Origin of the sequence: Nostoc sp. DedSLP03 (genome assembly GCF_034530815.1) — a bacterium.
In the GTDB taxonomy this organism is placed as follows: Bacteria; Cyanobacteriota; Cyanobacteriia; order Cyanobacteriales; family Nostocaceae; genus Nostoc.
Genome location: NZ_JAVRCK010000024.1, coordinates 1 through 19,478 on the forward strand (window position 1 = coordinate 1; position 19,478 = coordinate 19,478).

Sequence of the window (19,478 nt, forward strand, 5' to 3'; positions counted from 1 at the left end):
CTTCCTCCGTATTATCTCGTAGTCTTTTTCAGAAATCAAATATGATTCCTATAACTGCATATAAGTAGATGGGTGAGGAAATTTATAACTATGACTGTAGTAGTTTTGTAGGTTGGGTGCAGCGATAGCGTAACCCAACATAAAATTTGGTGGTAATGTTGGGTTGCGTTTCACTCCACCCAACCTACAAAAATATATGTTTTAAAAAACTCTAGGTTTCAACGTAGATGAGGTTTAAGTAGATGGGTGAGGAAATTTATAACTATGGCTGTAGCGAGGATTGCGATCGCAAAACGTGTCTCGTTGGGACTGAGCAAAATTTTCGCTCATAGTTATGCTCAACCACAATTTTCATAAATACAAAATTTCCCATACCTGATGTATGAAAATATTAATTCAACACCGTCATTATGACAATGAAATTAGTGGAGTTTTAACTTATATTTATTCTATTATTCCTGAGTTGGAAGCTAGATTAATTGAAGTTAAAACTATTTTGACCAGACAAGATAATATCACTAAATGGTTTAGTTATATTGCTTGGGCAGATATAGTACACATGAATTCTAACGACTTATTATTTACTTTGTTATGTAAAGCTTTGCAAAAAAAGATAATTATTAAATATCATTATTCTCTTTATCAATCTACTCATACTAGTTATGAGCCGATGAACTTGACGCAACGTTTAAAAGCTGAATTTAAACACACATTGCCAAAAGCTAATTATCCATTAAAGTGGAAATTACACACTTTGATCAAATGGGCACGCCTAAGCACCCGACTTTCTACTGCTTTCTTAGCCGATTATCATACAGCTTGTAGTAACTTTTTAGGAGAATCTTCTGCTTTTCCTTGGCCAGTTGATACGTTATATAATCCGATTGAAATCAAGTCGGAAAACCAGCTTAAAACTTTAGAAAATTTATCTCAACCATATAATTTTATTTTTGTCGGGAGATTAGCTACAGACAAAGGTGTAGATATATTATTAAAAGCAGCGCGGATTTTACAAGATGAAAATAAAGAATTTAAAATTACTATTATTGGCGATGGCGAACAATCTCAGCAATTAAAGCAGCTAACGTCTGATTTAGGAATTGCTAATAAAGTTAATTTTTTGGGTAAAGTTCCTCAAAAAGAAGTACTTCTAAAAGTTCAAGATGCTTTGGCTTTAATTGCTCCATCTCGTTGGCAAGATCCAGCACCTTACGTAGTGCAAGAAGCCTCTAGCGTTCAAACCTGCTCGATTGTCTCAAAAATGGGAGGATTGTCAGAAGTAGGAGGGCCGCAGAGCCTATTTTTTGAAAATGAAGATGCAGAAGAATTAGCCAAATGTATGCGATATTGCCTAGATAATCCAAATGAAGCAATTAATCGGGGTTTTCAGTCCAGCCAATACGTTGCAGAGAAGTTTTCAGCAGCCCGTGCCGTTAATAGACTACTGGAAATTTGTAGCCAAGTTACTCCTAAAGCATTAGTAACAAAATCTGATACATAATTGCCATTACAAAGTTGCTGCCCTATAACAGGCTGATTGGAAGCTCTACCAATAGTACATAAGCACTTCCTTATGGCCCAGAAAACACAGCTTCTTCTACATCATTCCGACTAAGAGAATACTTGAATGAGCGTTGGATATCTTGTCCATTTTCCCCAGATTGGATATATCGCACTACGATTTGCTCAACATCAAGCCATAATTCAGCTTGCCAATTAGGTCGCTGTACGCGCCAGCAATGCCTTTGTGTTTCATCTTGTTGACAGCCTTGGTCTTTTAGCCACTGCTCAATTTGTGGCAGGGGATGATTATATAAAGGAGTATCAGAGGGAAGAAGAGCCATAGGAATTTTTGATTTTGGATTAGGGAATTGTTTAATTTTTAATTATCGGATGGGCAATTAATTGCGATATATAGCTAATTTGCTGTTGTACAGATGTATTTGGTTGCAGCAAATGGGAATGGATCGCAGCTTCGCCACGAGTTAAGCCAATGGCAACTGCTAATAACAGACAACCTACAAATGTTAACACCAGCATAAATAAAGCAAATATTTCGCCAGATGATAAAGGGCGATCGCTCGCATCGAGGTAAGCTGATTTTGACCAGTCATGAGAATGCGAGACGGGATGATTCAAATCAGGGGGTGGTTGAATCACTCCAAAGCGAGAATAGCCAATTTTCAAATCGTAGCTTAATCGGCGTTCTGGATGGCTAAGTGTCGCGTAAGCTTCGTTGATTTGCTGAAATTTGGGAGTGGCGATCGCAGTCGGCAAGTCTGTAGTATCAGGATGATAGCGTTTGCTCAGTTGCCGATAAGCACGACGAATGTCAATTACCGATGCCCAGGGATGCAGTCCTAGCAGGGAGTAATAAGTTGGTTCGCTGCTTTGTGGCATTGCCCCGTTTTGATTCACATCTGTTTGAGTCACTTTGCTCAAAGATATTTTTTATATTTTAAATCCTTTGTGAATTTCAGAAGACACAGCAGGTCTAGCATCTGATAAAATATTTTATAAAGCATTTAATTAGATGCGATGCAGATCAAAATTAATCTCGAAAATATTCAAACTCTTACCGACTTTAAGCGCAATGCCAAAGATTACGTAGAACAAATCAAGGCCACAAAGTCCCCACTTGTACTAACAGTGAATGGGAAAGCTGAGGTTGTGGTACATGAAGCGCAAGCGTTTCAACAAATGATAGATGAACTCCAGCGTCTTGAGGAAGAACTGCAAAAACTCAAGTTAGAAGCATTACGCAGTCAAATTGACATTGGTATAAAGCAACTCGATAGTGGACAGTATACTGAATATAACGACGAGTCACTTTCAGCTTTTTTTGCAAATATTAAAGCACGAGGACAGCAAAATTTGGCTAACAGCGATTCTCTATGAGTCGATTTCGTATTTCTACTCAAGCAGCACAAGATATTGAGGATATATGGAAATATCTTGCTCCAAATAACTTAAAAGCTGCTGACACACTTTTTGATATTCTGCGAGAAACCTTTCCAAAACTGGCCAAATTCCCCAAAATGGGCAGACTACGAAATGAATTGGCTCCTTTTTTGCGAAGTTTCCCGGTGAAAAATTATTTAATTTTTTATAGTCTAATAGACGAAGGCATAGAAATTGTACGTATCTTACACGGCTCACAAGATATAGAAACTATTTTTCAAGATGACGAAGACTAATTACAAATTAGTCATTCTTCTGGTTAATAGCTTTATTAAGATTGGTATCTTGGTCGCTAACGTATTAAATCAGCACGGGGTTTAAAGGTTTCAATTTGCCGCAACTTTTCGTAAAGCTCCCGTTCTTCTTGACTAATATTTTTCGGTGTAACTATTTGAATTTCTACTAATTGATCGCCACGTTTGCCGGCATCGTTAGGATAACCTTTATTGCCTAGTCGAAATTTTTGACCAGACCGGACTCCGGGAGGGGTGGTCATTTTCACAGGGCCGTCAAGAGTAGGTGCTTCTACTTGTCCTCCTAAAACTGCCTCGCTGGGAGTAACAGGTACTTGGCAGACGATATTTAAACCTTCTAGCTTAAATAATGGATGAGGTTCAACGGTAATTTTTAAGTATAGATCGCCACCACCAACGCCTTGGTTCCGCAAACGGATGGTTTGACCTGTTACCATACCTGGAGGCATATTAACTTCTAGCGATCGCCCATCTTCCAAACGAATGCGTTCATTACCGCCTTGATAAGCTTTTTCTAGTGGTAGCGTTAATCTAGCTTCTATATCTCGGCGGGTGGTGCGAGGTGGGGGATTAACTGTGTATGCAACTTTTGTTCTGGGAGAACGGAACGGATCGCTATTATTGCCATTACTGGAGTTATTTGCCGCACTTTTATTTTTAACGCCAATAACTTGATTAATAAAGCTTTCAAAGTCGGAGAATTGGCTGGGATCTACATCTTGATTACCGTTGCGATCGCTAGCGCTACTTTGCCAAGTTTTAGCCTTTGGCGTTTGTTTGTTACCTGCAAAGCCTTTTTGCTTCCAATAGCGGCTAAACTGGTCGTACTGCGATCGCTTGGCTGGATCGGAAAGAACTTCATAAGCCTCGCCAATATCCTTAAATTTTTCCTCAGATTCTTTGTTACCCGGATTTAGATCGGGGTGATATTGCCTTGCTAACCGCCGATAAACCTTTTTAATTTCCTCACCGGAGGCATCTTTAGATACTCCTAAAATTTCATAGTAATCGCGAAAGTTCGGCAAATTTTGCATAGTTCAATTATTTAAATTTTAGATTTTAGATGAATTAAAAGAGAGGAGTTATGAGTTATGAGTTAGGAGTTATGAGTTGAAAGATTTATTTTTAACTCCTGGAAAGACGCGATTAATCGCGTCTCTACTCCTAACTTTTCTTATAACCAATCATTGTCTTCTTCATCATCCCAGTTATCTTGATAGCTGGGGCGGGATTTGCGTGGAGGACGGCTTTCATAAGAGGAAGAACGATTATCGCGGTTATAATCTCTGCCATAGTCTCTGCCATAATCTTTACTGTATGAGTCGCGTTCTCGATATGTATCTCTGGGAAATTCGCGTTCTCGTTCCTTATCACCGCCAGTAAAGATGTCACGGATAGTCCCAAGCAAGTCATCGTCTTCATCTTCAGCATAAGTCTGGCGGACTTCCCGATTTAGCTCGTAGAGAGCATCTTGTAAGTCGGCGTAGGCTTGATCGATACCGCGATCGCTATTTTCCTGAAGACTCTCTTTCAGTTGTCGGCAAATATTATCAATTCTCTGGCGGCGACTGCGGGCAAACTGCATACCAAATTCCAGGGCGACTTCTCTAAGTTGTCGTTCTGCTTGGAAAATCAACGCCTCAGAACGAGTCCGCTTTTCTATTCTTTCTTTACGTTCGCGATCGACATCGGCGTATTTTTGAGCGTCTTGAATCATCCGATTCACTTCCGACTCGTTCAAGGTGGAAGCGCCTTGAATGGTGATACTCTGCTCTCGTCCAGTGGTTCTATCTAAGGCTGTTACCTGTAAAATTCCATTAGCATCAATATCAAATGACACCTGAACTTGGGGAATTCCTCGTGGTGCAGGTGGGATGCCGTAGAGCTTGAACCGTCCTAAAGACTTGTTGCTTGCTGCCATTTCCCGTTCGCCCTGGACTACGTGAATTTCCACAGTATTTTGGTTATTTTCAGACGTGGAAAAAATATCAGAACGACGTACTGGGATGGTTGTGTTGCGGGGGATAAGTTTTTTCATCACGCCGCCGATGGTTTCCAAACCCAAAGATAAGGGTGTGACATCCAAAAGCAGCACATCTTTGAGTTCGCCTGCAAGAATACCTGCTTGAATTGCTGCACCCACTCCCACGACTTCATCGGGGTTGACATTTTCATTGGGTTCTATGCCAATCAAGTCGCGTACAAGCTGCTTCACCATTGGTATTCGTGTAGAACCGCCAACTAACACAACTTCTTCAATGTCTCTAGGTGAAAGTCCGGCATCTTTGAGGGCGCGTTTTACTGGTGTCCGCAATCTTCCCACCAAATCACCACACAAACCTTCAAACTGGGAACGAGTTAAACGAGTTTCGAGATGTTTTGGGCCATCTGCCGTGGCAGTGATGAAGGGTAAATTAATCTCGGTGACACTGACAGCAGAAAGCTCAATTTTGGCTTTTTCCGCCGCTTCCATCAGACGTTGTAAAGCTTGGCGATCGCGTCTTAAGTCTACCTCTTCTGTTTCCAGAAATTGCTCTGCTAACCAATCTACGATTATTTTGTCAAAGTCGTTCCCACCAAGTTGCGTATCTCCACTGGTAGCTTTGACTTCAAAAATCCCATCGCCTACTTCTAAAATCGACACGTCAAAGGTGCCACCGCCCAAGTCAAAGACTAAGATAGTTTCCGTGTCACCTCGATCTAATCCATAAGCCAAAGATGCCGCAGTCGGTTCATTGAGAATCCGCAGCACTTCTAAACCAGCAATTCTGCCAGCATCGCGGGTTGCTTGCCGTTGAGAATCATTAAAATAGGCGGGTACTGTAATCACTGCCCCTGTGACTGGTTCACCCAAATAGCGACTAGCATCGTCTGCCAATTTCTTCAGCACCATTGCCGAAATTTCTTCTGGGGCAAAATCTTTATTCAGACGAGGACAGGCAATTTTAATATTACCTACTTCGTCTTTGCGGATGGTGTAGGGTACACGCTTGGAATCTGCATTCAGTTCGCCATACTTACGCCCAATGAAACGTTTAACTGCAAAAAAGGTATTTTGAGGATTGAGGACGGTTTGTCGCCGTGCCATTTGCCCAACCACCCTTTCACCTTCTTTGCTGAAGCCAACTACGGAGGGGGTTGTTCGCATTCCTTCTGCATTGGCAATCACCACCGGCTTGCCACCCTCCATAACGGCGACTACTGAGTTGGTTGTACCCAAGTCGATGCCGACTACCTTGCCCATGCGTTACTCTTCTCCTAAAGTGTCTTATATATTTATTATGATTGGGCGGAACTACCTCTAGCTTTGTGCTACAAGATAAAAACACCTCAATGTATAATACCGATCATTAAGGCAGTAAGCTAATAAGTGCAGCTAGAGGAGATAGTTGCAAGACTAGGATAGCATTGAGATGGTTGGTGTGCCCAAGCAGCCTCAATTCTTGATATCCCCCTATTTCTGTTTAAGTTATCTGCAAATTGGTAAGTTAAACTTAACAACGCCTGCTCTGCTTTTTTGAGTGCCTGAAAATTCTCATATTATTGCTACTACTTAAAAGATTTGAATTTAACAGAGCGATTACAGACTTCCCTGAGTGAGATCGCGCGAGAACGCGATCCTTATATGGCAACGGCTGGACATTTTTTTGTCCAAGAATATATCCGCCAGCAATTTTCTCAATGGGGGAGTGTGGAAATCCACACCTTTGAAGTCAGAGGTAAAACTTGTAATAACTTGATATTAAATTTACCATCCCAAGCTAAAGGGCAAAAAAAGGATTTACTACCAATTTTAATTGGCGCTCATTATGATGGCGTTCCAGGAACAGTTGCGGCTGATGATAATGCTACAGGTGTAGCGGTGTTGCTGGAATTAGGGAGAAAATTTGCTGCCGAACCTGTGAGATATCCCTTAAGACTGGTTGCTTTCGATATGGAAGAATACGGCTTACTGGGTAGTACTGACTATGCAGCCCTGTTGCATCAACAAAAGCAACAGCTACGCTTAATGATCTCCTTAGAAATGCTGGGCTATAAGGATTCTACACCTGGTTCCCAAAGTTATCCCCCTCCTCTGGAACGCTTCTACCCAGATACGGGTGATTTTATTGCTTTAATTGGTAACTTGCGGACATTGCCTGACTTAATTGGCATGAGCCGTAATATTCGCAAAGCTGGCGTATCTAGTCAATGGCTACCCGTGCCGAATCGAGGTTTAATAGTTCCCCAAACCAGACGTAGCGATCATGCTCCATTTTGGGATTTGGGTTATTCAGCAATGATGGTGACAGATACGGCATTCTTGCGAAATCCACATTATCACAAAGTTAGTGATGCGATCGCTACTTTGGATTTAGATTTTCTGACTCGTGTATGTGAAGGGTTAGAAATTGCGATTCGGAGTCTATAAAAATTTAGTATAATTATGAACTAAGAAATAATAATTTTATTTATTGTAAATAAATAAAAACTATAAAATAATAGCTAACAAATATTAACTTAACATATTTATTTGTAAATCAAAGTTGAATGTTTAAGTAATTTGATGCAACTTATATCCTCTTCAAATCAAAGAAACGAGCTTTACGAAAAATTTAAATTAAAGATTATTCATAATTCTTGTTTAGATAGAACCTTAGTGAGTTACCAGGGTAATAAACAAACTCCATTTTCTTCTTGGTTCAAATATAGAGAAGGATTTTCAGAACGTATAGTTACCTATCTTCTTCAAGAATTTAAACCAGAAGCAGGTGTACTGATAGATCCATTTTCAGGAGTTGGCTCATCTTTGTTTGCTGCAAGTGCGTTAGGGTGGCAAACTACGGGAATTGAACTGTTACCTGTTGGGCTTTTTGCTACACAAGCTCGAATTATCGCTCAAAAAATAGATATAGAGTTATTAAATTTAGAAATTACAAAGTTCAAACAAATCAATTTTCAAAAATATTATGATGAATCGTTCATATTTAATCATTTAGGAATAACCCGTGGAGCATTTTCTTCGATAAATGAAGAAAAACTAATTGCTTACATATCTTATTGTAAAAATATTATTCTAAATAAAGATATCAGTACTCTATTTATATATGCAGCATTTTGTATTTTGGAGGATATTAGCTACACTAGAAAAGATGGACAATATCTGCGCTGGGATAGCCGTTCAGGTCGCTCAAAGGGAAATAGTAAATTTAATAAAGGAGAAATTTTATCTTTTGAAGATGCAATTAATCGAAAACTAAAAAAAATTATATCAGATTTAAATATCAGTCCTGTGCAACTAAATTTATTTAATGATAATTTTCTATTAGAATTGGCAACCACTAAATCTAATTTTGTTAAAAATATAGAACCTAACCTTTACGAAGGTTCTTGTTTAGAAATTCTTCCAACTCTCCAAGAGAATAGTATTGATTTTGTCATTACGTCTCCACCTTATGTTAATAGATATGATTACACTCGCACGTATGCTCTTGAACTCGCATTTTTGGGATGTAGTGAAGAAAAAGTAAAATATTTACGTCAGCAGATGCTATCATGCACTGTAGAAAACCGTGACAAGCGTAATTACTTAGAACAATATTATTCTGCTAAGAATCTATATCAGGATTTCTTAAAAATAGATTCTACCTTTAAAAATCAGGCTGCTTTACAAGAAGTATTAATAATACTAGAAGATTATAAAAAACAAGGTAAATTAAATAATGATAATATTGTCAGAATGGTAGGTAATTATTTTTACGAAATGTGCTTTGTAATTTATGAATTAGCTCGTATTCTTAAACCTGGCGGTATAGTCGCAATGGTAAATGATAACGTAAGGTATGCTGGAGAAGAAGTTCCTGTAGACCTAATTTTATCAGATATCGCAGAGTCTTTTGGACTGAAAACGCGATATATTTGGACATTAGGAAGAGGTAAAGGAAATAGTAGCCAGCAAATGGGAAATCATGGGCGCACAGAACTACGTAAATGTGTTTATATTTGGGAAAAGTGAGTACTGAGCCATTAGATGAAACAAATATCTTAATTGAGGCGCATCGTATAAACTATCGTTTGCGTTCAACCTTCTTTTATCGCAAGCTTAAGGAATATAAAACGCTCTCTTTGCCAACTCAAATAAATGCATTGTTACCAGTTAATCATTTATATAGTTGGGAAAATTGGGCAGAATGGGGTATTGGAAAAGAAGCATTTACCTATATCAATGAACATCCTAATTTGCAGCTAATTCAAGTATTTTGCCATCCCAGGTTAATTCGAGAACATTCTTCATTGTTAGCTTATTATCGTAATATTGCGGCGCTTTCTCAGAAAGCTGTTAAGTACTTAGCAGCAATTGATGTAAAAAGAATTGAACTCGATCAAGAAAATAAATATTCTATAGGAGAAGATAAAGTTTTAGTTCTTTCTCGACTTTTTAATGAACATATATCGCTGATAATTGATAATTCTATAGAAAGTTTGACTGAGGAAGAACTATATGGACTACTACTAGCCTCAACAGGGACACAAATAGACGGTTCTTGGCGTAATGCTATTGGGGAAGAAGCAGAAAAAGTTGTACAGCGACTTCTTATCAAAGAGGTTAAGGAACGCAATCTTCTTGCTGCTTTTATTCCTCGTCAGGGTACAAAAGTTGAAGTATATAATCCTGCCAAACTTGAAGAACAACTAGGAAATATTGAGGACTATCGTGGCGTAATGTTGGCTAATCAAACCTCTATACTTTTTTCTAGTGAGCCAGATATTTCGCTTTTAAACAATCAAGGTACAACAATAGGTGTAATTGAGATAAAAGGAGGAACTGATCCTGCGGGAGCACTAGAACGTTACGGTGCTGCTAAAAAATCCTTTGAAGAAGTTTTTCGGAGGAACCCAAAGGTTAAATCTATTTTAATTGCCAGTTGTATCACTACTGAAGTACACACCCGTATTCAAAATGATCCAATAATATCCACCTATTTTAACTTGACAGAAGTATTGAGCGAAGACTCAATACTATATGACCAGTTTATTCAAGAAGTATTTTCAATACTATATTAATTTGTAATGTCTGTTTTAATCATATATTTTCTGTGTGCGATCGCGCATTCGGAGTCAAAGTAATTAAATCGTCTATATTACGCTTCATTGTTTCACAAATTGCATCTAATGGTAAATCATTAGCGTCATAACCAAAGGGATTTTCTATCTCTAAGCCAATGGCTTCGATGCCAAACACAGTGAACCCAACCAAAGCAGAAATTAAACCTGTCCACCAACCGAGCTTATCAACTATTTGAAATGGTAGCAAAAAACAATATAATATTAGCAATTGCTTCAAATGAAGAGCATAAGCAAGCGGCATAGGTGTTTTTAAAATACGTTCGCAAGCACCTAAGTTATCCACAAGATTATTCAATAATTCTTGCATTGATGTTAGCTGGTAGCTATTAAGGCAATTACGATTATACTGTTCCTGTAAATAATCTCCTATCCAAAAGGCAACCTCTATGGGGGGATTATTCATAATCTTCAGTTTTATATACTTAGTAGATGGCATTAAATCTTCTAACTCGCTATTGACAGCTTCTCCTCGCAAATGTAATTTAGTTGTTACCGCAAAAGCCGCCAATAAGTTTAATGCTGTAATTTTCTTGTCTTTATCTTCTGGTGAAATTTCATCTACTGATACCCAAATTTGCCGCGCTAGATTTCGGACGTTATTTACTATAGATCCCCAGCATTTTCTACCTTCCCAAAATCGCTCATAAGCAGTATTTGTCCGAAAGACAAGTAACAAACCTAAAACAATACTAGGAATAACACTTCCTAAAATAGGTTGGGATACAGGCTTGTCAAAATAGTAAAGCAAAGAAATTAAAAATCCAAAAGCTCCACACCATAGAATATGTTTGAAAATTGCTTTCGTCACTGAACCTTTAGGTTGTAGTGCTGTGTGCAACCATTTGATTTTTTCGGCTATCATGTAGTCACCCTAATAAAAGATTTCTTGAAGCGATACACTCAATATTTATTAGCTTAAAAATAATTATAAAAGTAGCATATTTAATAAATAAATACTTCCAAAAATATTTTTACTAAGAAAATATACTGACAACAATGTATTCTAGCTTTTGCAATCCAATATTAACTCTGGTTAAAATCAGCATTTACACAGAGAAGAGAGTTTTTTGATCGTCAATTAGATGGACATTCTATAAAGGTCAAAAGCGATACATAAGCGGCAATTGTAAATAAATGTAAATATTTTTCTGTGGCTGCATAAACTCCACATCTTATCCCGATAAATCTATGAAAGAAAAGGTATATTTCTACCGATAATGTTTATACAGCATTAGTCGGTATTATGTACCTTAGTAAATCAAAAAGTTCTAGCCTGTAAAAATCCTGCCCTGTAAATTAAATGTCTAGACATAACTTATTGGGTTATGTCTTTTTTGTTGTCCTTAGTCTCAAAACGTTGAATTTCAATCAAATAACCATCAGGATCGCGGAAAAAACAATGGTAAATGTTGTACTTTTCATTTAGTGTCGGTGGCTTTTCAAATTCGACGCCACGTTTTTTGAGATATTCAAACCATTCATCCACCTGCTGTGTTACTAGGGTAAAAATAACACTTGATTGCTTATCGCTTGGAGGAGCCAATGTTTCGCTTGCTTGACACAATCCTAAGTATCCAGAACCACTAACAGTATAAATTCGGCAAGTTCCTTGGTCAAGCCATAACTCCAAACCTAGCTTTTGTTCGTAGAAATCTGTAGATACATTGAGGTTATGGGTAGAAAAGAAGGTAACTTGTTGGTCGATTTGCGGATAAGTAGACATAAAACACATTTGAGTATATACCCTAACGACATCGGGCGATCGCAGATGTAAAAATTGATTGATGTTAGAAACCTGTTACTGCTCCAGAATGCCTTAAGTGCATCTGGAGTTTTTTTTGAAAAAAGCCATAAAAATTTTCCCAATCATCCTGATATGGCAAAACATCGCTGAATAAGGATGCATACTGAATTATCTATATTTAACATGGGTATCACTTATTGATGTACCCCTCCTACCAAACAACTCTCGCAAAACAGCCTCAGATTATCTGGGGCTGTTTTGCGTTACTTCCAACAAAGAAGGAGTGTAACGAGAATCCTCAAAAACTTTTATCTGTATTTGAGTGTATACCCTGATGACGTAGGTTTATCTCAAGGTGAAAATTTGGTATAGGTAAATGCGTATCTTTCCTGACTCCAGATTTGTCACAAACATTTCTGGAGTTTTTATCATCACTAGAATTTTAAATCAGCAATCTAATCTAGATTCAAGTGAATATTTGATTTTGATTATGAATACGCATATTATAGCTGTGCAGTAAAATAAATATAAATTAGGAATTTTTATAAAAATTACTGGGAAAGTATGGAAATCTCAAATTCTACTCCTCAGAGAGACATACCACAGCTAGAAGCTTCAGAAACACTTGTGCAAGCTAAGAGTATCAGCCGTCGGGAGTTTATGAAATTATCATTAGAAGAACGACGATGCATATTGGCAGCACAGGCTGAGTTAATGTTATTACATTACGAGCAAGATAGAGAATGGCAGGAATTACAGACAGGAGACTTGATTAATTGTTACATATCCATCTCCTAAACGGGGTGATCTTGGACTCATATTTGATTTTTGAACAAGACTCAGTACGGATGTATGCCTTCTTTCCTGTTCCCTGCCCACGCAAGTAAATATAGGAATCAAACCGGATTCCTATATTTGGCTTGCTAATTTCGATCTGACAGTGGGAGCAGAAATTAAAAAAAGTTTGCCCTATTTTTAAAGTAATGTGAAAAAACCATTATCACTATCGTCGTCATCTTTATTTTTCCAAAAATTTAATGTATCCTCGATATTTTTATGTATATTATGTATATATTTTTTACTTTGATCGGCTGCTGATTGCACCGACTTAATAACATTATCAGCGACAGCAATACCATTATCTCCTATGATTTTTTTAGCATTATCGACTTGAGGACTACTTGGTTCGCCTGTTTTACAATAATGTGCAAAATGCTCACAGTTATTATAAAAAATATTGTAGTTTTTCTCTCCTAACCTTCGTTTTGCTCTCAGAAAGACAACTATCGGCGGATCGCACTGTTCATATTTCTTAATATAAATTTTCCTATTTTTAGCAAACTCAGTCATAGAAACCCAGAGGATTATTCCATCTTTCTCTTGTTTGTAATTCTTTTGGTAATGAATAACAGTGTCGTTACCACAATCAATTCCATGATGATAGAGAGATTTACCATTCTGATAAATATTACAGTATATGTGATCTCCTTGTGCCATTATTTCTCTCAAAATAAAACTATATTTTTTGTAATCTGTTAAGCACATTTTATTAAGATCATTATTTATTTGTCAGTAGTAAAAGCCGTAAAATTTTACGATGAAGTTAGAGCAAAATATTCAAATATACAGTTGTAAATACTAGAACTTTCTCTAAGTATTTTTTGGGTCATATCAAGATAAAAATAAAAATTCTATGGAGTTAAACCCGCAAAATATGAAAAAAACAATAAGTGCGATCGCACCTATCCTTATTGATTCGACTCAGAATAAAATAATTAAGCGATCGCACTTCTGATTTAGACTATATCAAAGTGCGATCGCCCTAAATATAAACGTTTATTTCGTTGTATAAGTCACAAAAATATCCTTTTTCATTTCAACTTCTGCCGATGCTTCTGGATCGTAAGCTGGTGATAATAAAAAACTAGCAAATGATGGCAACGGAACTCCAGTTTTAGAACTACATGAGGGATAAAATAATGTGTAAAATGGTTCGGCGACAGAAGGAGTACTAAGTTTAACTTGCATCGCAGTTGCTAAAGCCTGAGCGCGGCTTTGAGCATCTTTCATCGCTGATTGATAAACTGAACTCTGCAAAGCTTGACAGTCATTTACCGCATAGTCAACACCCACACTCTTGACAGAAAGGTTTTCAATTTGGCTCGTGGACTGGTTCGCTGTAGCAACAATTTCCTGGACGCGATCGCGTGTTGGTTTTTCTAGTCTCACCAATATCTTGGCGTTATTTTCACTGGCATTAGGATTAATTTGCACTTGAATTTTATCAGCCCTAATGCCTTTAGCAACTAAGCTATCCACTACAGGCTGAAGAGTTGCTTTCGTTAGGGATTTTTTACTTGGTAAAGATTCTGCTGCTGTTTTGTAATTCAAAAGTAGAGTTGGTGAGGCAGCCCGGTCTTGTTGTTCCAACAAAGAGGGACTGCCGAACCCGGAGGGTGAAGATATGCGGCGGGTTTCGGGTAGAGATGATGGTTGCGTTTGTAACTCATCATTGCTACCTCCACTACTGAATACCAACTCAATATCCGCCGTATCTGCTGGCACTCTCACTACCCCTTGACCAATTACCATTAATGAATGGCGATCGCTTGCTGGTGGGTAAAACAATTGGGCATTAGTGACTTTGGGTGTTAATGCCCCTACCCCGACAGTCACGGAAATACTTAGCATTAGAGCAGTTATTTTTTTCATATCCTGGGAATATCCTTTGAACTTAGTGATTGTCAAAGTTTACACCTCAATAGGAATATACTTAAAAAAATATTGAGCTAATCTCACAGCCTTTAATCGTGGGATTAACTCAAATATTCAAAATTCACTGCGGACGTTATTGATATCTCAGCAGAGAGCCAAATCTTGTTAGAAATATTAACCAAACCAGTGAGAGGGTTCACAAGTTGGTTGAACTGTTTCACTAACACGATGGCTAATCCAATCTGACTTTTCTTGAACTATTAGACAAATGCCTTGGTGAATCAAATTCTGTAAATGTAGTTGCTGTTCTAAAGGTTTACGAGGCAATTTGTAATAAGCCAAGCTTCCTTGTTCAGCCTCCGCTGGAATCTGTTCATCAGACACGACGCTGTAAAAGGAGGGAATGCGGTTGAGGACGAAAGTAATTAGCTCTTGGCGTAAATCAGGAATCGCAAAGGCTTGTTGATATGGATGGGATGGATATGTATTCAAAATACTTTCAATTTCTCCCACTATTGATTGTTGTGTTAAATTGACTACCGTTTTCATGGTTTTTAACTCCTTTTTTAATCAAGTCAATGCTTGTTGGAGAGAATAACTTTTTTAGATGGCAAAGTCGTGATGACAATCAGTTAAAAGTAATTCACCTTACAGATGCAATCAACCCCAAAACTAGCCTTTTATCTTGATACAATCTCAGACATTCGGCTTTGCTTATTTTAGTTAAAGTTTATACTGTTTCACAGTATGACTTATTAAAACAGCGTCCAATAAGCTAGTAAGTTACCGACATTTTATATTTATAATCCTAATTATTTAAAATTTGTGCCTTTTTGGCAGAAATCTACATAAAACGCAGTACAACGACTAGGGGATCAAGATTAACAGCAGTAAAACAACCTGAATTAGGAGCAAGTTTTTCATGAAATTAAGCTTTTTGGGTAATTGGCATCACTTTTTAGGTTGGCAGCAAAATTTGCTATTTCATCAAAAAAACTTATTTGTTGCACTTTTATTTAGTCAGTCAGAAAAATAACGACTCACAATAGTGCAGGATCAGTCTAGCGACAGATGAAAGGATCGGGAAAAATTGTTTAAAAAGTTCACATTGTCAAAAGATAAATGATGTAACTGATTGTTAATTTCATCAGCCGCAGCTAATCCAGAAAGCATCGCACCTTCCACAAGGTTGCCGCCACACCAATCACCGCAGCAAACTAAAGGTAAGGGAGTTCCAGCAGATAAAAAAGCTTCGTGCCAAGGATGGCTAGGAAAGGCATAACGCCAACGATGTACTTGCATCCATTCGGGAGTATTCAGCCAAGGAAGGGACAGAGATTCAGCTGCTCGTTGCAACATATATTGTCCGGCAGGTTGTAAATCCTGTGATTCTAGATGACGTTGGGCAAAATCAGCGCTACTTTGCACCACAAAATGTGGTTGTTGAGGGTTAGGACGCTTGCTACTGTCCAAACCAATCCATGCTAAATCAGCATTATCTACAAAAGTTAGAGCTTTCCATTGAGGGAGAGGTTGAGATGTAGAAGGATATCCCGCGATCGCACTAATTGAAGGATAAAATTCTACAGAACGCAAGTTATTCAGAAAGGCTGCATCCAATACACTCTCACCCAAAGATTCCAATAACATCACAGCTTGGGGTGCAGGAATAGCGACAACTATAGCTTTTGCAGTTAATTCTTCATTACTAGATTCGAGAGTCAGACGCCAGCTATTTTCGGGAGTTGGGGTAATAGCGATGACACGCTGATTCAGTAATATTTCTAAACCTGGGGCGAGGGATTTAGCAATCGCACTCATTCCCGCAGGTGCAACATAACGCGGACTGCGGTTTTTCGGTTCAGATAAAGGAGCGCCTGCTGTAAGTTCGTAAACCTCATCTGTCCAAACTTCTAGGATATGGCGATCGCGCAATATCTCCACAAAACGTCTAAATAATTCACCCTTTGGTTTCAGGTAACAAGCCCCATGATCCGCCAAAGTTCCATACAAGCGGCGTGTAGCCAGTCTTCCTCCCAAACCACGCGACTTTTCCACCACTATCACCGAATATCCAGCTTGACTTAACTGCTGGGCACAGACTAAACCGGCAATTCCGGCACCAATCACTGCAATATCAGTCATGAGTCAATAGTCCCTAGTTAATTATTGGTCATTAGTTATTATCAAAGGACAAAATTACTACTAATGACTGCTGAAAGCTAATAGTAGAATAAGGTACAGAAAGCTGCACGGAAGGGAGGAAGGGAAATTGGATGAAATGAGGGCGGCGCTAGAGTTAGCGACCGAAGAAGAATTGCAAGATTTAACGGCAATTCTATTTAGTCGTAAGTTCAATCCCTTAGACTATGTACACACACCCGAACCCATCGAAGTACAAAGCCAAGACCGCAAAGCTTGGTTAGATGCACTAGAGGGCCGCTTTCGTTTTTTGGCGGCAGATGGGATGACAGTATTACGAGGACGCACAGGACAGGTAACTTACCGACAAGCGTTAGTTCAAGTATGTAAGTATCTAAAAATTTCCTATTCTAATCAGCTGGCAACTATTGATTTAGAAGCAGAAGTATTTTTGCATTTACTAGGACAGGTGTGGAAAAAATTGCCGGAACAAGAAAAACAAAAATTGACTGTACAGGTGCAGCGCCAGCTGCTCAAATCAGAATTAAAACAACCCCTACCACTTTTATTGCAACGCGACCCCTTGGGGTTGCTTTTCAAAGGCGGTAGTGCGATCGCGGTTACTTCTCTTCTCCAGCCACTTGTACTTAAGCAAATTGCCCGTCAATTCGCCATCCACTTTGCTACTTATGAAGTAGCCAAACAAGCGGCAATTACAGGCTCAGAAGCAGCTGCAACGCAATTTCAAAGCTATGTAGCAATGCAAATGGCGCAACGGGGTATGACAGTGAGTGCAGCTCGTTATGGGGCAGCCCGCACGATGTTTGCCGTGATTGGGCCAATGATGTGGACTTGGTTTATTGCAGATTTGGGCTGGAGAGCGATCGCTACTAACTATGGTCGAATCATCCCCACCATCTTCGCCTTAGCTCAAATTCGCCTCACTCGTGAGGAATGTTGGGAGCCAGCTTGAACAAGGTTTTTGAATATTTCAAGTCTCGTTGGCAATCTTCTTGGAACTACTCTCTATGGGCACTGTTAATCTTCCCATTGAGTCCTTTTGTGGGGGCTGTAACTGTAGGTTTTGTCTCATTAATAACTTGGCTGAAACAATCCCGCAAAATTAATCGCTGCCCCCTCAATTGGGGATTTGCCCTGTTGAGTGTATTACTGATCGTGAGTGCTGGGTTTGCCCAAGACAAAACAGCAGCTTTCCTCGGCTTATTTAATTTATTACCATTCTTTTTACTTTTCGCTGCCCATAGCGCTCTGATTCAAACATTTGGCCAATTGCGGCAAATGGCTTGGGCTTTAGCAATCGGTTCCATGCCAGTAGCAATTATGGGCTTGGGACAATTATTTTTAGGCTGGAGTTTCAAGTTCGAGTTTGTGTGGGTTGTGTTTAGTTGGACAATTAGACCAGGCGGAAACCCACCAGGTCGTATCGCTTCCCTTTTCTTGCACGCTAATACCTTCGCAGCTTATCTAGTAATAGTTTTCATCCTTAGTCTAGGGTTGTGGATCGAACAATGGCGATTAGGGATGAGGTATTGGAAATTGGGCATAAGAGGCAGAGGGGCAGGGGAGCAGAGGGGTAGAGGGGAAAGACTGACTGCGCCGCAGTCCCCAGTTCCCTTTCTCTTCCTAACGTTGGCGGTAATTACAAATTTCATTGCCTTAATTTTCACCAACTCGCGTAATGGGTGGGCGATCGCTATTTTTGCCTGTTTAGCTTATGCACTTTACCAAGGTTGGCGCATTCTTGTAGGTAGCGTTGCTGCGATCGTCTCTAGTATTCTTTTGGCGGCTTTTGCTCCCTCATCAGTCGCTCACATTTTTCGCTTCGTAGTTCCTGCCTTCTTTTGGGCAAGGTTAAATGACGATATGTATCCAGATAGACCAGTCGCTTTAATGCGAAAAACTCAGTGGGAGTTTGCCTGGTCTTTAGCTCAACAACATCCTTGGACTGGCTGGGGGTTACGCAGTTTTAGTACACTTTACAGAGCAAAGATGCAGATTCCCTTGGGTCATCCCCATAACTTGTTTTTGATGTTATCTGCTGAAACTGGTTTTCCTAGTGCTTGTTTATTTTGTGGCTTACTAGCTTGGATTGTGATTACAAGTGTCCAATTACTGCAAAATTCAAAATATCTAGATGCAGGAGACAAATTGATATTTTTCAGTTATCTTCTGTCCTTTGTTGGGTGGATTTTATTGAATACAGTAGATGTAACTCTCTTTGATTTTCGTTTGAATGCGCTTTCATGGTTAATTTTGGCTGCTATTGTTGGAGTGGTACATCGCGATCGCGATAAAGACAAGCTTGCATCTCGTCAAAATTAGCTATTAGTTTTTTCAGTGTATGCACTGGGGACATTGAGAGTTTTAAGTTAATAAAATTGTTATATTCACGTCTGTGAGTGTGACTAATACCTAATTAGTCACTGTTGCTGATTGTTGGGAAGGTGTAGGGACATCCCTTTGGGGTTTTCCTGCATGACGGGCATCTCTTGTAGATGCCCTTTTGTATATTTATTATTTTTATTCAGTTAAAC

At 38.8% G+C, this 19,478-nt stretch carries 19 protein-coding genes; 9 read left to right on the top strand and 10 right to left on the bottom strand.

Features of this window, described 5'->3' with window-relative positions:
- The first annotated feature begins 382 nt into the window (after positions 1 to 382).
- On the top strand, positions 383 to 1,501 hold the full coding sequence (locus tag RM368_RS13720; protein ID WP_322694562.1) for a glycosyltransferase: 1,119 nt from the start codon (positions 383 to 385) through the stop codon (positions 1,499 to 1,501).
- A 70-nt stretch (positions 1,502 to 1,571) separates the two neighbouring features.
- On the opposite strand, the gene RM368_RS13725 is transcribed toward RM368_RS13720, so the two are convergent.
- On the bottom strand, positions 1,572 to 1,844 hold the full coding sequence (locus RM368_RS13725; RefSeq protein WP_322694563.1) for a DUF3143 domain-containing protein: 273 nt from the start codon (positions 1,842 to 1,844) through the stop codon (positions 1,572 to 1,574).
- Between the two features lie 31 nt (positions 1,845 to 1,875).
- A complete protein-coding gene (locus RM368_RS13730; RefSeq protein ID WP_322673320.1) occupies positions 1,876 to 2,400 on the bottom strand; it encodes a J domain-containing protein in 525 nt (174 codons plus the stop codon).
- A 138-nt stretch (positions 2,401 to 2,538) separates the two neighbouring features.
- On the opposite strand from RM368_RS13730, the gene RM368_RS13735 reads away from it, so the two are divergent.
- Positions 2,539 to 2,898, top strand: a complete 360-nt coding sequence (locus tag RM368_RS13735; RefSeq protein ID WP_322694564.1) for a type II toxin-antitoxin system Phd/YefM family antitoxin — start codon at positions 2,539 to 2,541, stop codon at positions 2,896 to 2,898.
- Positions 2,895 to 3,197: a type II toxin-antitoxin system RelE/ParE family toxin gene (locus RM368_RS13740; protein WP_322694565.1), complete on the top strand. Its 303-nt coding sequence runs from the start codon at positions 2,895 to 2,897 to the stop codon at positions 3,195 to 3,197. Before RM368_RS13735 ends, RM368_RS13740 begins: the two co-directional genes overlap by 4 nt.
- Before the next feature lie 56 nt (positions 3,198 to 3,253).
- Here the strand turns inward: RM368_RS13740 and RM368_RS13745 are convergent, their stop codons facing one another.
- Positions 3,254 to 4,249, bottom strand: a complete 996-nt coding sequence (locus RM368_RS13745; protein WP_322694566.1) for a DnaJ C-terminal domain-containing protein — start codon at positions 4,247 to 4,249, stop codon at positions 3,254 to 3,256.
- A gap of 140 nt (positions 4,250 to 4,389) precedes the next feature.
- Positions 4,390 to 6,459 (bottom strand): molecular chaperone DnaK, encoded by a 2,070-nt coding sequence (dnaK, locus tag RM368_RS13750; RefSeq protein ID WP_322694567.1) that lies wholly within the window; start codon positions 6,457 to 6,459, stop codon positions 4,390 to 4,392.
- A 318-nt stretch (positions 6,460 to 6,777) separates the two neighbouring features.
- On the opposite strand from dnaK, the gene RM368_RS13755 reads away from it, so the two are divergent.
- From RM368_RS13755 to RM368_RS13765, 3 genes are all read left to right on the top strand, one after another.
- Positions 6,778 to 7,626, top strand: coding sequence for a M28 family peptidase (locus RM368_RS13755; protein ID WP_322694568.1), 849 nt, complete (start codon positions 6,778 to 6,780; stop codon positions 7,624 to 7,626).
- Between the two features lie 135 nt (positions 7,627 to 7,761).
- Positions 7,762 to 9,210 carry a site-specific DNA-methyltransferase gene (locus tag RM368_RS13760; protein WP_322694569.1) on the top strand — a complete coding sequence of 483 codons (1,449 nt, stop codon included), beginning with the start codon at positions 7,762 to 7,764 and terminating at the stop codon, positions 9,208 to 9,210.
- Entirely contained in the window at positions 9,207 to 10,259 is a 1,053-nt protein-coding gene (locus RM368_RS13765) for an XcyI family restriction endonuclease (RefSeq protein ID WP_322694570.1), read from the top strand. The genes RM368_RS13760 and RM368_RS13765 overlap by 4 nt, the downstream gene beginning before the upstream one ends.
- A gap of 19 nt (positions 10,260 to 10,278) precedes the next feature.
- Here the strand turns inward: RM368_RS13765 and RM368_RS13770 are convergent, their stop codons facing one another.
- Positions 10,279 to 11,184 carry a bestrophin family protein gene (locus RM368_RS13770; RefSeq protein ID WP_322694571.1) on the bottom strand — a complete coding sequence of 302 codons (906 nt, stop codon included), beginning with the start codon at positions 11,182 to 11,184 and terminating at the stop codon, positions 10,279 to 10,281.
- Between the two features lie 453 nt (positions 11,185 to 11,637).
- The gene (locus tag RM368_RS13775; RefSeq protein WP_322694572.1) at positions 11,638 to 12,045 is read right to left on the bottom strand and encodes a VOC family protein; all 408 of its coding nucleotides are present in this window, start codon (positions 12,043 to 12,045) and stop codon (positions 11,638 to 11,640) included.
- 585 nt (positions 12,046 to 12,630) lie between these two features.
- Here RM368_RS13775 and RM368_RS13780 point away from each other — a divergent pair.
- Positions 12,631 to 12,864 (top strand): hypothetical protein, encoded by a 234-nt coding sequence (locus tag RM368_RS13780; RefSeq protein WP_322694573.1) that lies wholly within the window; start codon positions 12,631 to 12,633, stop codon positions 12,862 to 12,864.
- Between the two features lie 177 nt (positions 12,865 to 13,041).
- Here the strand turns inward: RM368_RS13780 and RM368_RS13785 are convergent, their stop codons facing one another.
- The 4 genes from RM368_RS13785 to RM368_RS13800 form a co-directional block, all read right to left on the bottom strand.
- Entirely contained in the window at positions 13,042 to 13,563 is a 522-nt protein-coding gene (locus tag RM368_RS13785) for a lecithin retinol acyltransferase family protein (RefSeq protein ID WP_322694574.1), read from the bottom strand.
- Positions 13,564 to 13,902: 339 nt separating this feature from the next.
- Positions 13,903 to 14,778 carry an SIMPL domain-containing protein gene (locus RM368_RS13790; protein WP_322694575.1) on the bottom strand — a complete coding sequence of 292 codons (876 nt, stop codon included), beginning with the start codon at positions 14,776 to 14,778 and terminating at the stop codon, positions 13,903 to 13,905.
- A gap of 177 nt (positions 14,779 to 14,955) precedes the next feature.
- Positions 14,956 to 15,330 carry a hypothetical protein gene (locus RM368_RS13795; protein WP_322694576.1) on the bottom strand — a complete coding sequence of 125 codons (375 nt, stop codon included), beginning with the start codon at positions 15,328 to 15,330 and terminating at the stop codon, positions 14,956 to 14,958.
- 507 nt (positions 15,331 to 15,837) lie between these two features.
- Positions 15,838 to 16,926 carry an NAD(P)/FAD-dependent oxidoreductase gene (locus RM368_RS13800; RefSeq protein WP_322694577.1) on the bottom strand — a complete coding sequence of 363 codons (1,089 nt, stop codon included), beginning with the start codon at positions 16,924 to 16,926 and terminating at the stop codon, positions 15,838 to 15,840.
- A gap of 127 nt (positions 16,927 to 17,053) precedes the next feature.
- Here RM368_RS13800 and RM368_RS13805 point away from each other — a divergent pair, with 127 nt between their 5' ends.
- The gene (locus tag RM368_RS13805; protein ID WP_322694578.1) at positions 17,054 to 17,896 is read left to right on the top strand and encodes a YaaW family protein; all 843 of its coding nucleotides are present in this window, start codon (positions 17,054 to 17,056) and stop codon (positions 17,894 to 17,896) included.
- Entirely contained in the window at positions 17,878 to 19,266 is a 1,389-nt protein-coding gene (locus tag RM368_RS13810) for an O-antigen ligase family protein (protein ID WP_322694579.1), read from the top strand. The genes RM368_RS13805 and RM368_RS13810 overlap by 19 nt, the downstream gene beginning before the upstream one ends.
- Positions 19,267 to 19,478: the final 212 nt, after the last annotated feature.

Excerpts from the sequence above, each read along its gene's own strand:
- RM368_RS13720 (WP_322694562.1), top strand. The coding sequence starts at position 383 with ATGAAAATATTAATTCAACACCGTCATTATGACAATGAAATTAGTGGA.
- RM368_RS13725 (WP_322694563.1), bottom strand. The coding sequence starts at position 1,844 with ATGGCTCTTCTTCCCTCTGATACTCCTTTATATAATCATCCCCTGCCA.
- RM368_RS13730 (WP_322673320.1), bottom strand. The coding sequence starts at position 2,400 with ATGCCACAAAGCAGCGAACCAACTTATTACTCCCTGCTAGGACTGCAT.
- RM368_RS13735 (WP_322694564.1), top strand. The coding sequence starts at position 2,539 with ATGCAGATCAAAATTAATCTCGAAAATATTCAAACTCTTACCGACTTT.
- RM368_RS13740 (WP_322694565.1), top strand. The coding sequence starts at position 2,895 with ATGAGTCGATTTCGTATTTCTACTCAAGCAGCACAAGATATTGAGGAT.
- RM368_RS13745 (WP_322694566.1), bottom strand. The coding sequence starts at position 4,249 with ATGCAAAATTTGCCGAACTTTCGCGATTACTATGAAATTTTAGGAGTA.
- dnaK (WP_322694567.1), bottom strand. The coding sequence starts at position 6,459 with ATGGGCAAGGTAGTCGGCATCGACTTGGGTACAACCAACTCAGTAGTC.
- RM368_RS13760 (WP_322694569.1), top strand. The coding sequence starts at position 7,762 with ATGCAACTTATATCCTCTTCAAATCAAAGAAACGAGCTTTACGAAAAA.
- RM368_RS13770 (WP_322694571.1), bottom strand. The coding sequence starts at position 11,184 with ATGATAGCCGAAAAAATCAAATGGTTGCACACAGCACTACAACCTAAA.
- RM368_RS13775 (WP_322694572.1), bottom strand. The coding sequence starts at position 12,045 with ATGTCTACTTATCCGCAAATCGACCAACAAGTTACCTTCTTTTCTACC.
- RM368_RS13780 (WP_322694573.1), top strand. The coding sequence starts at position 12,631 with ATGGAAATCTCAAATTCTACTCCTCAGAGAGACATACCACAGCTAGAA.
- RM368_RS13785 (WP_322694574.1), bottom strand. The coding sequence starts at position 13,563 with ATGGCACAAGGAGATCACATATACTGTAATATTTATCAGAATGGTAAA.
- RM368_RS13790 (WP_322694575.1), bottom strand. The coding sequence starts at position 14,778 with ATGAAAAAAATAACTGCTCTAATGCTAAGTATTTCCGTGACTGTCGGG.
- RM368_RS13795 (WP_322694576.1), bottom strand. The coding sequence starts at position 15,330 with ATGAAAACGGTAGTCAATTTAACACAACAATCAATAGTGGGAGAAATT.
- RM368_RS13800 (WP_322694577.1), bottom strand. The coding sequence starts at position 16,926 with ATGACTGATATTGCAGTGATTGGTGCCGGAATTGCCGGTTTAGTCTGT.
- RM368_RS13810 (WP_322694579.1), top strand. The coding sequence starts at position 17,878 with ATGTTGGGAGCCAGCTTGAACAAGGTTTTTGAATATTTCAAGTCTCGT.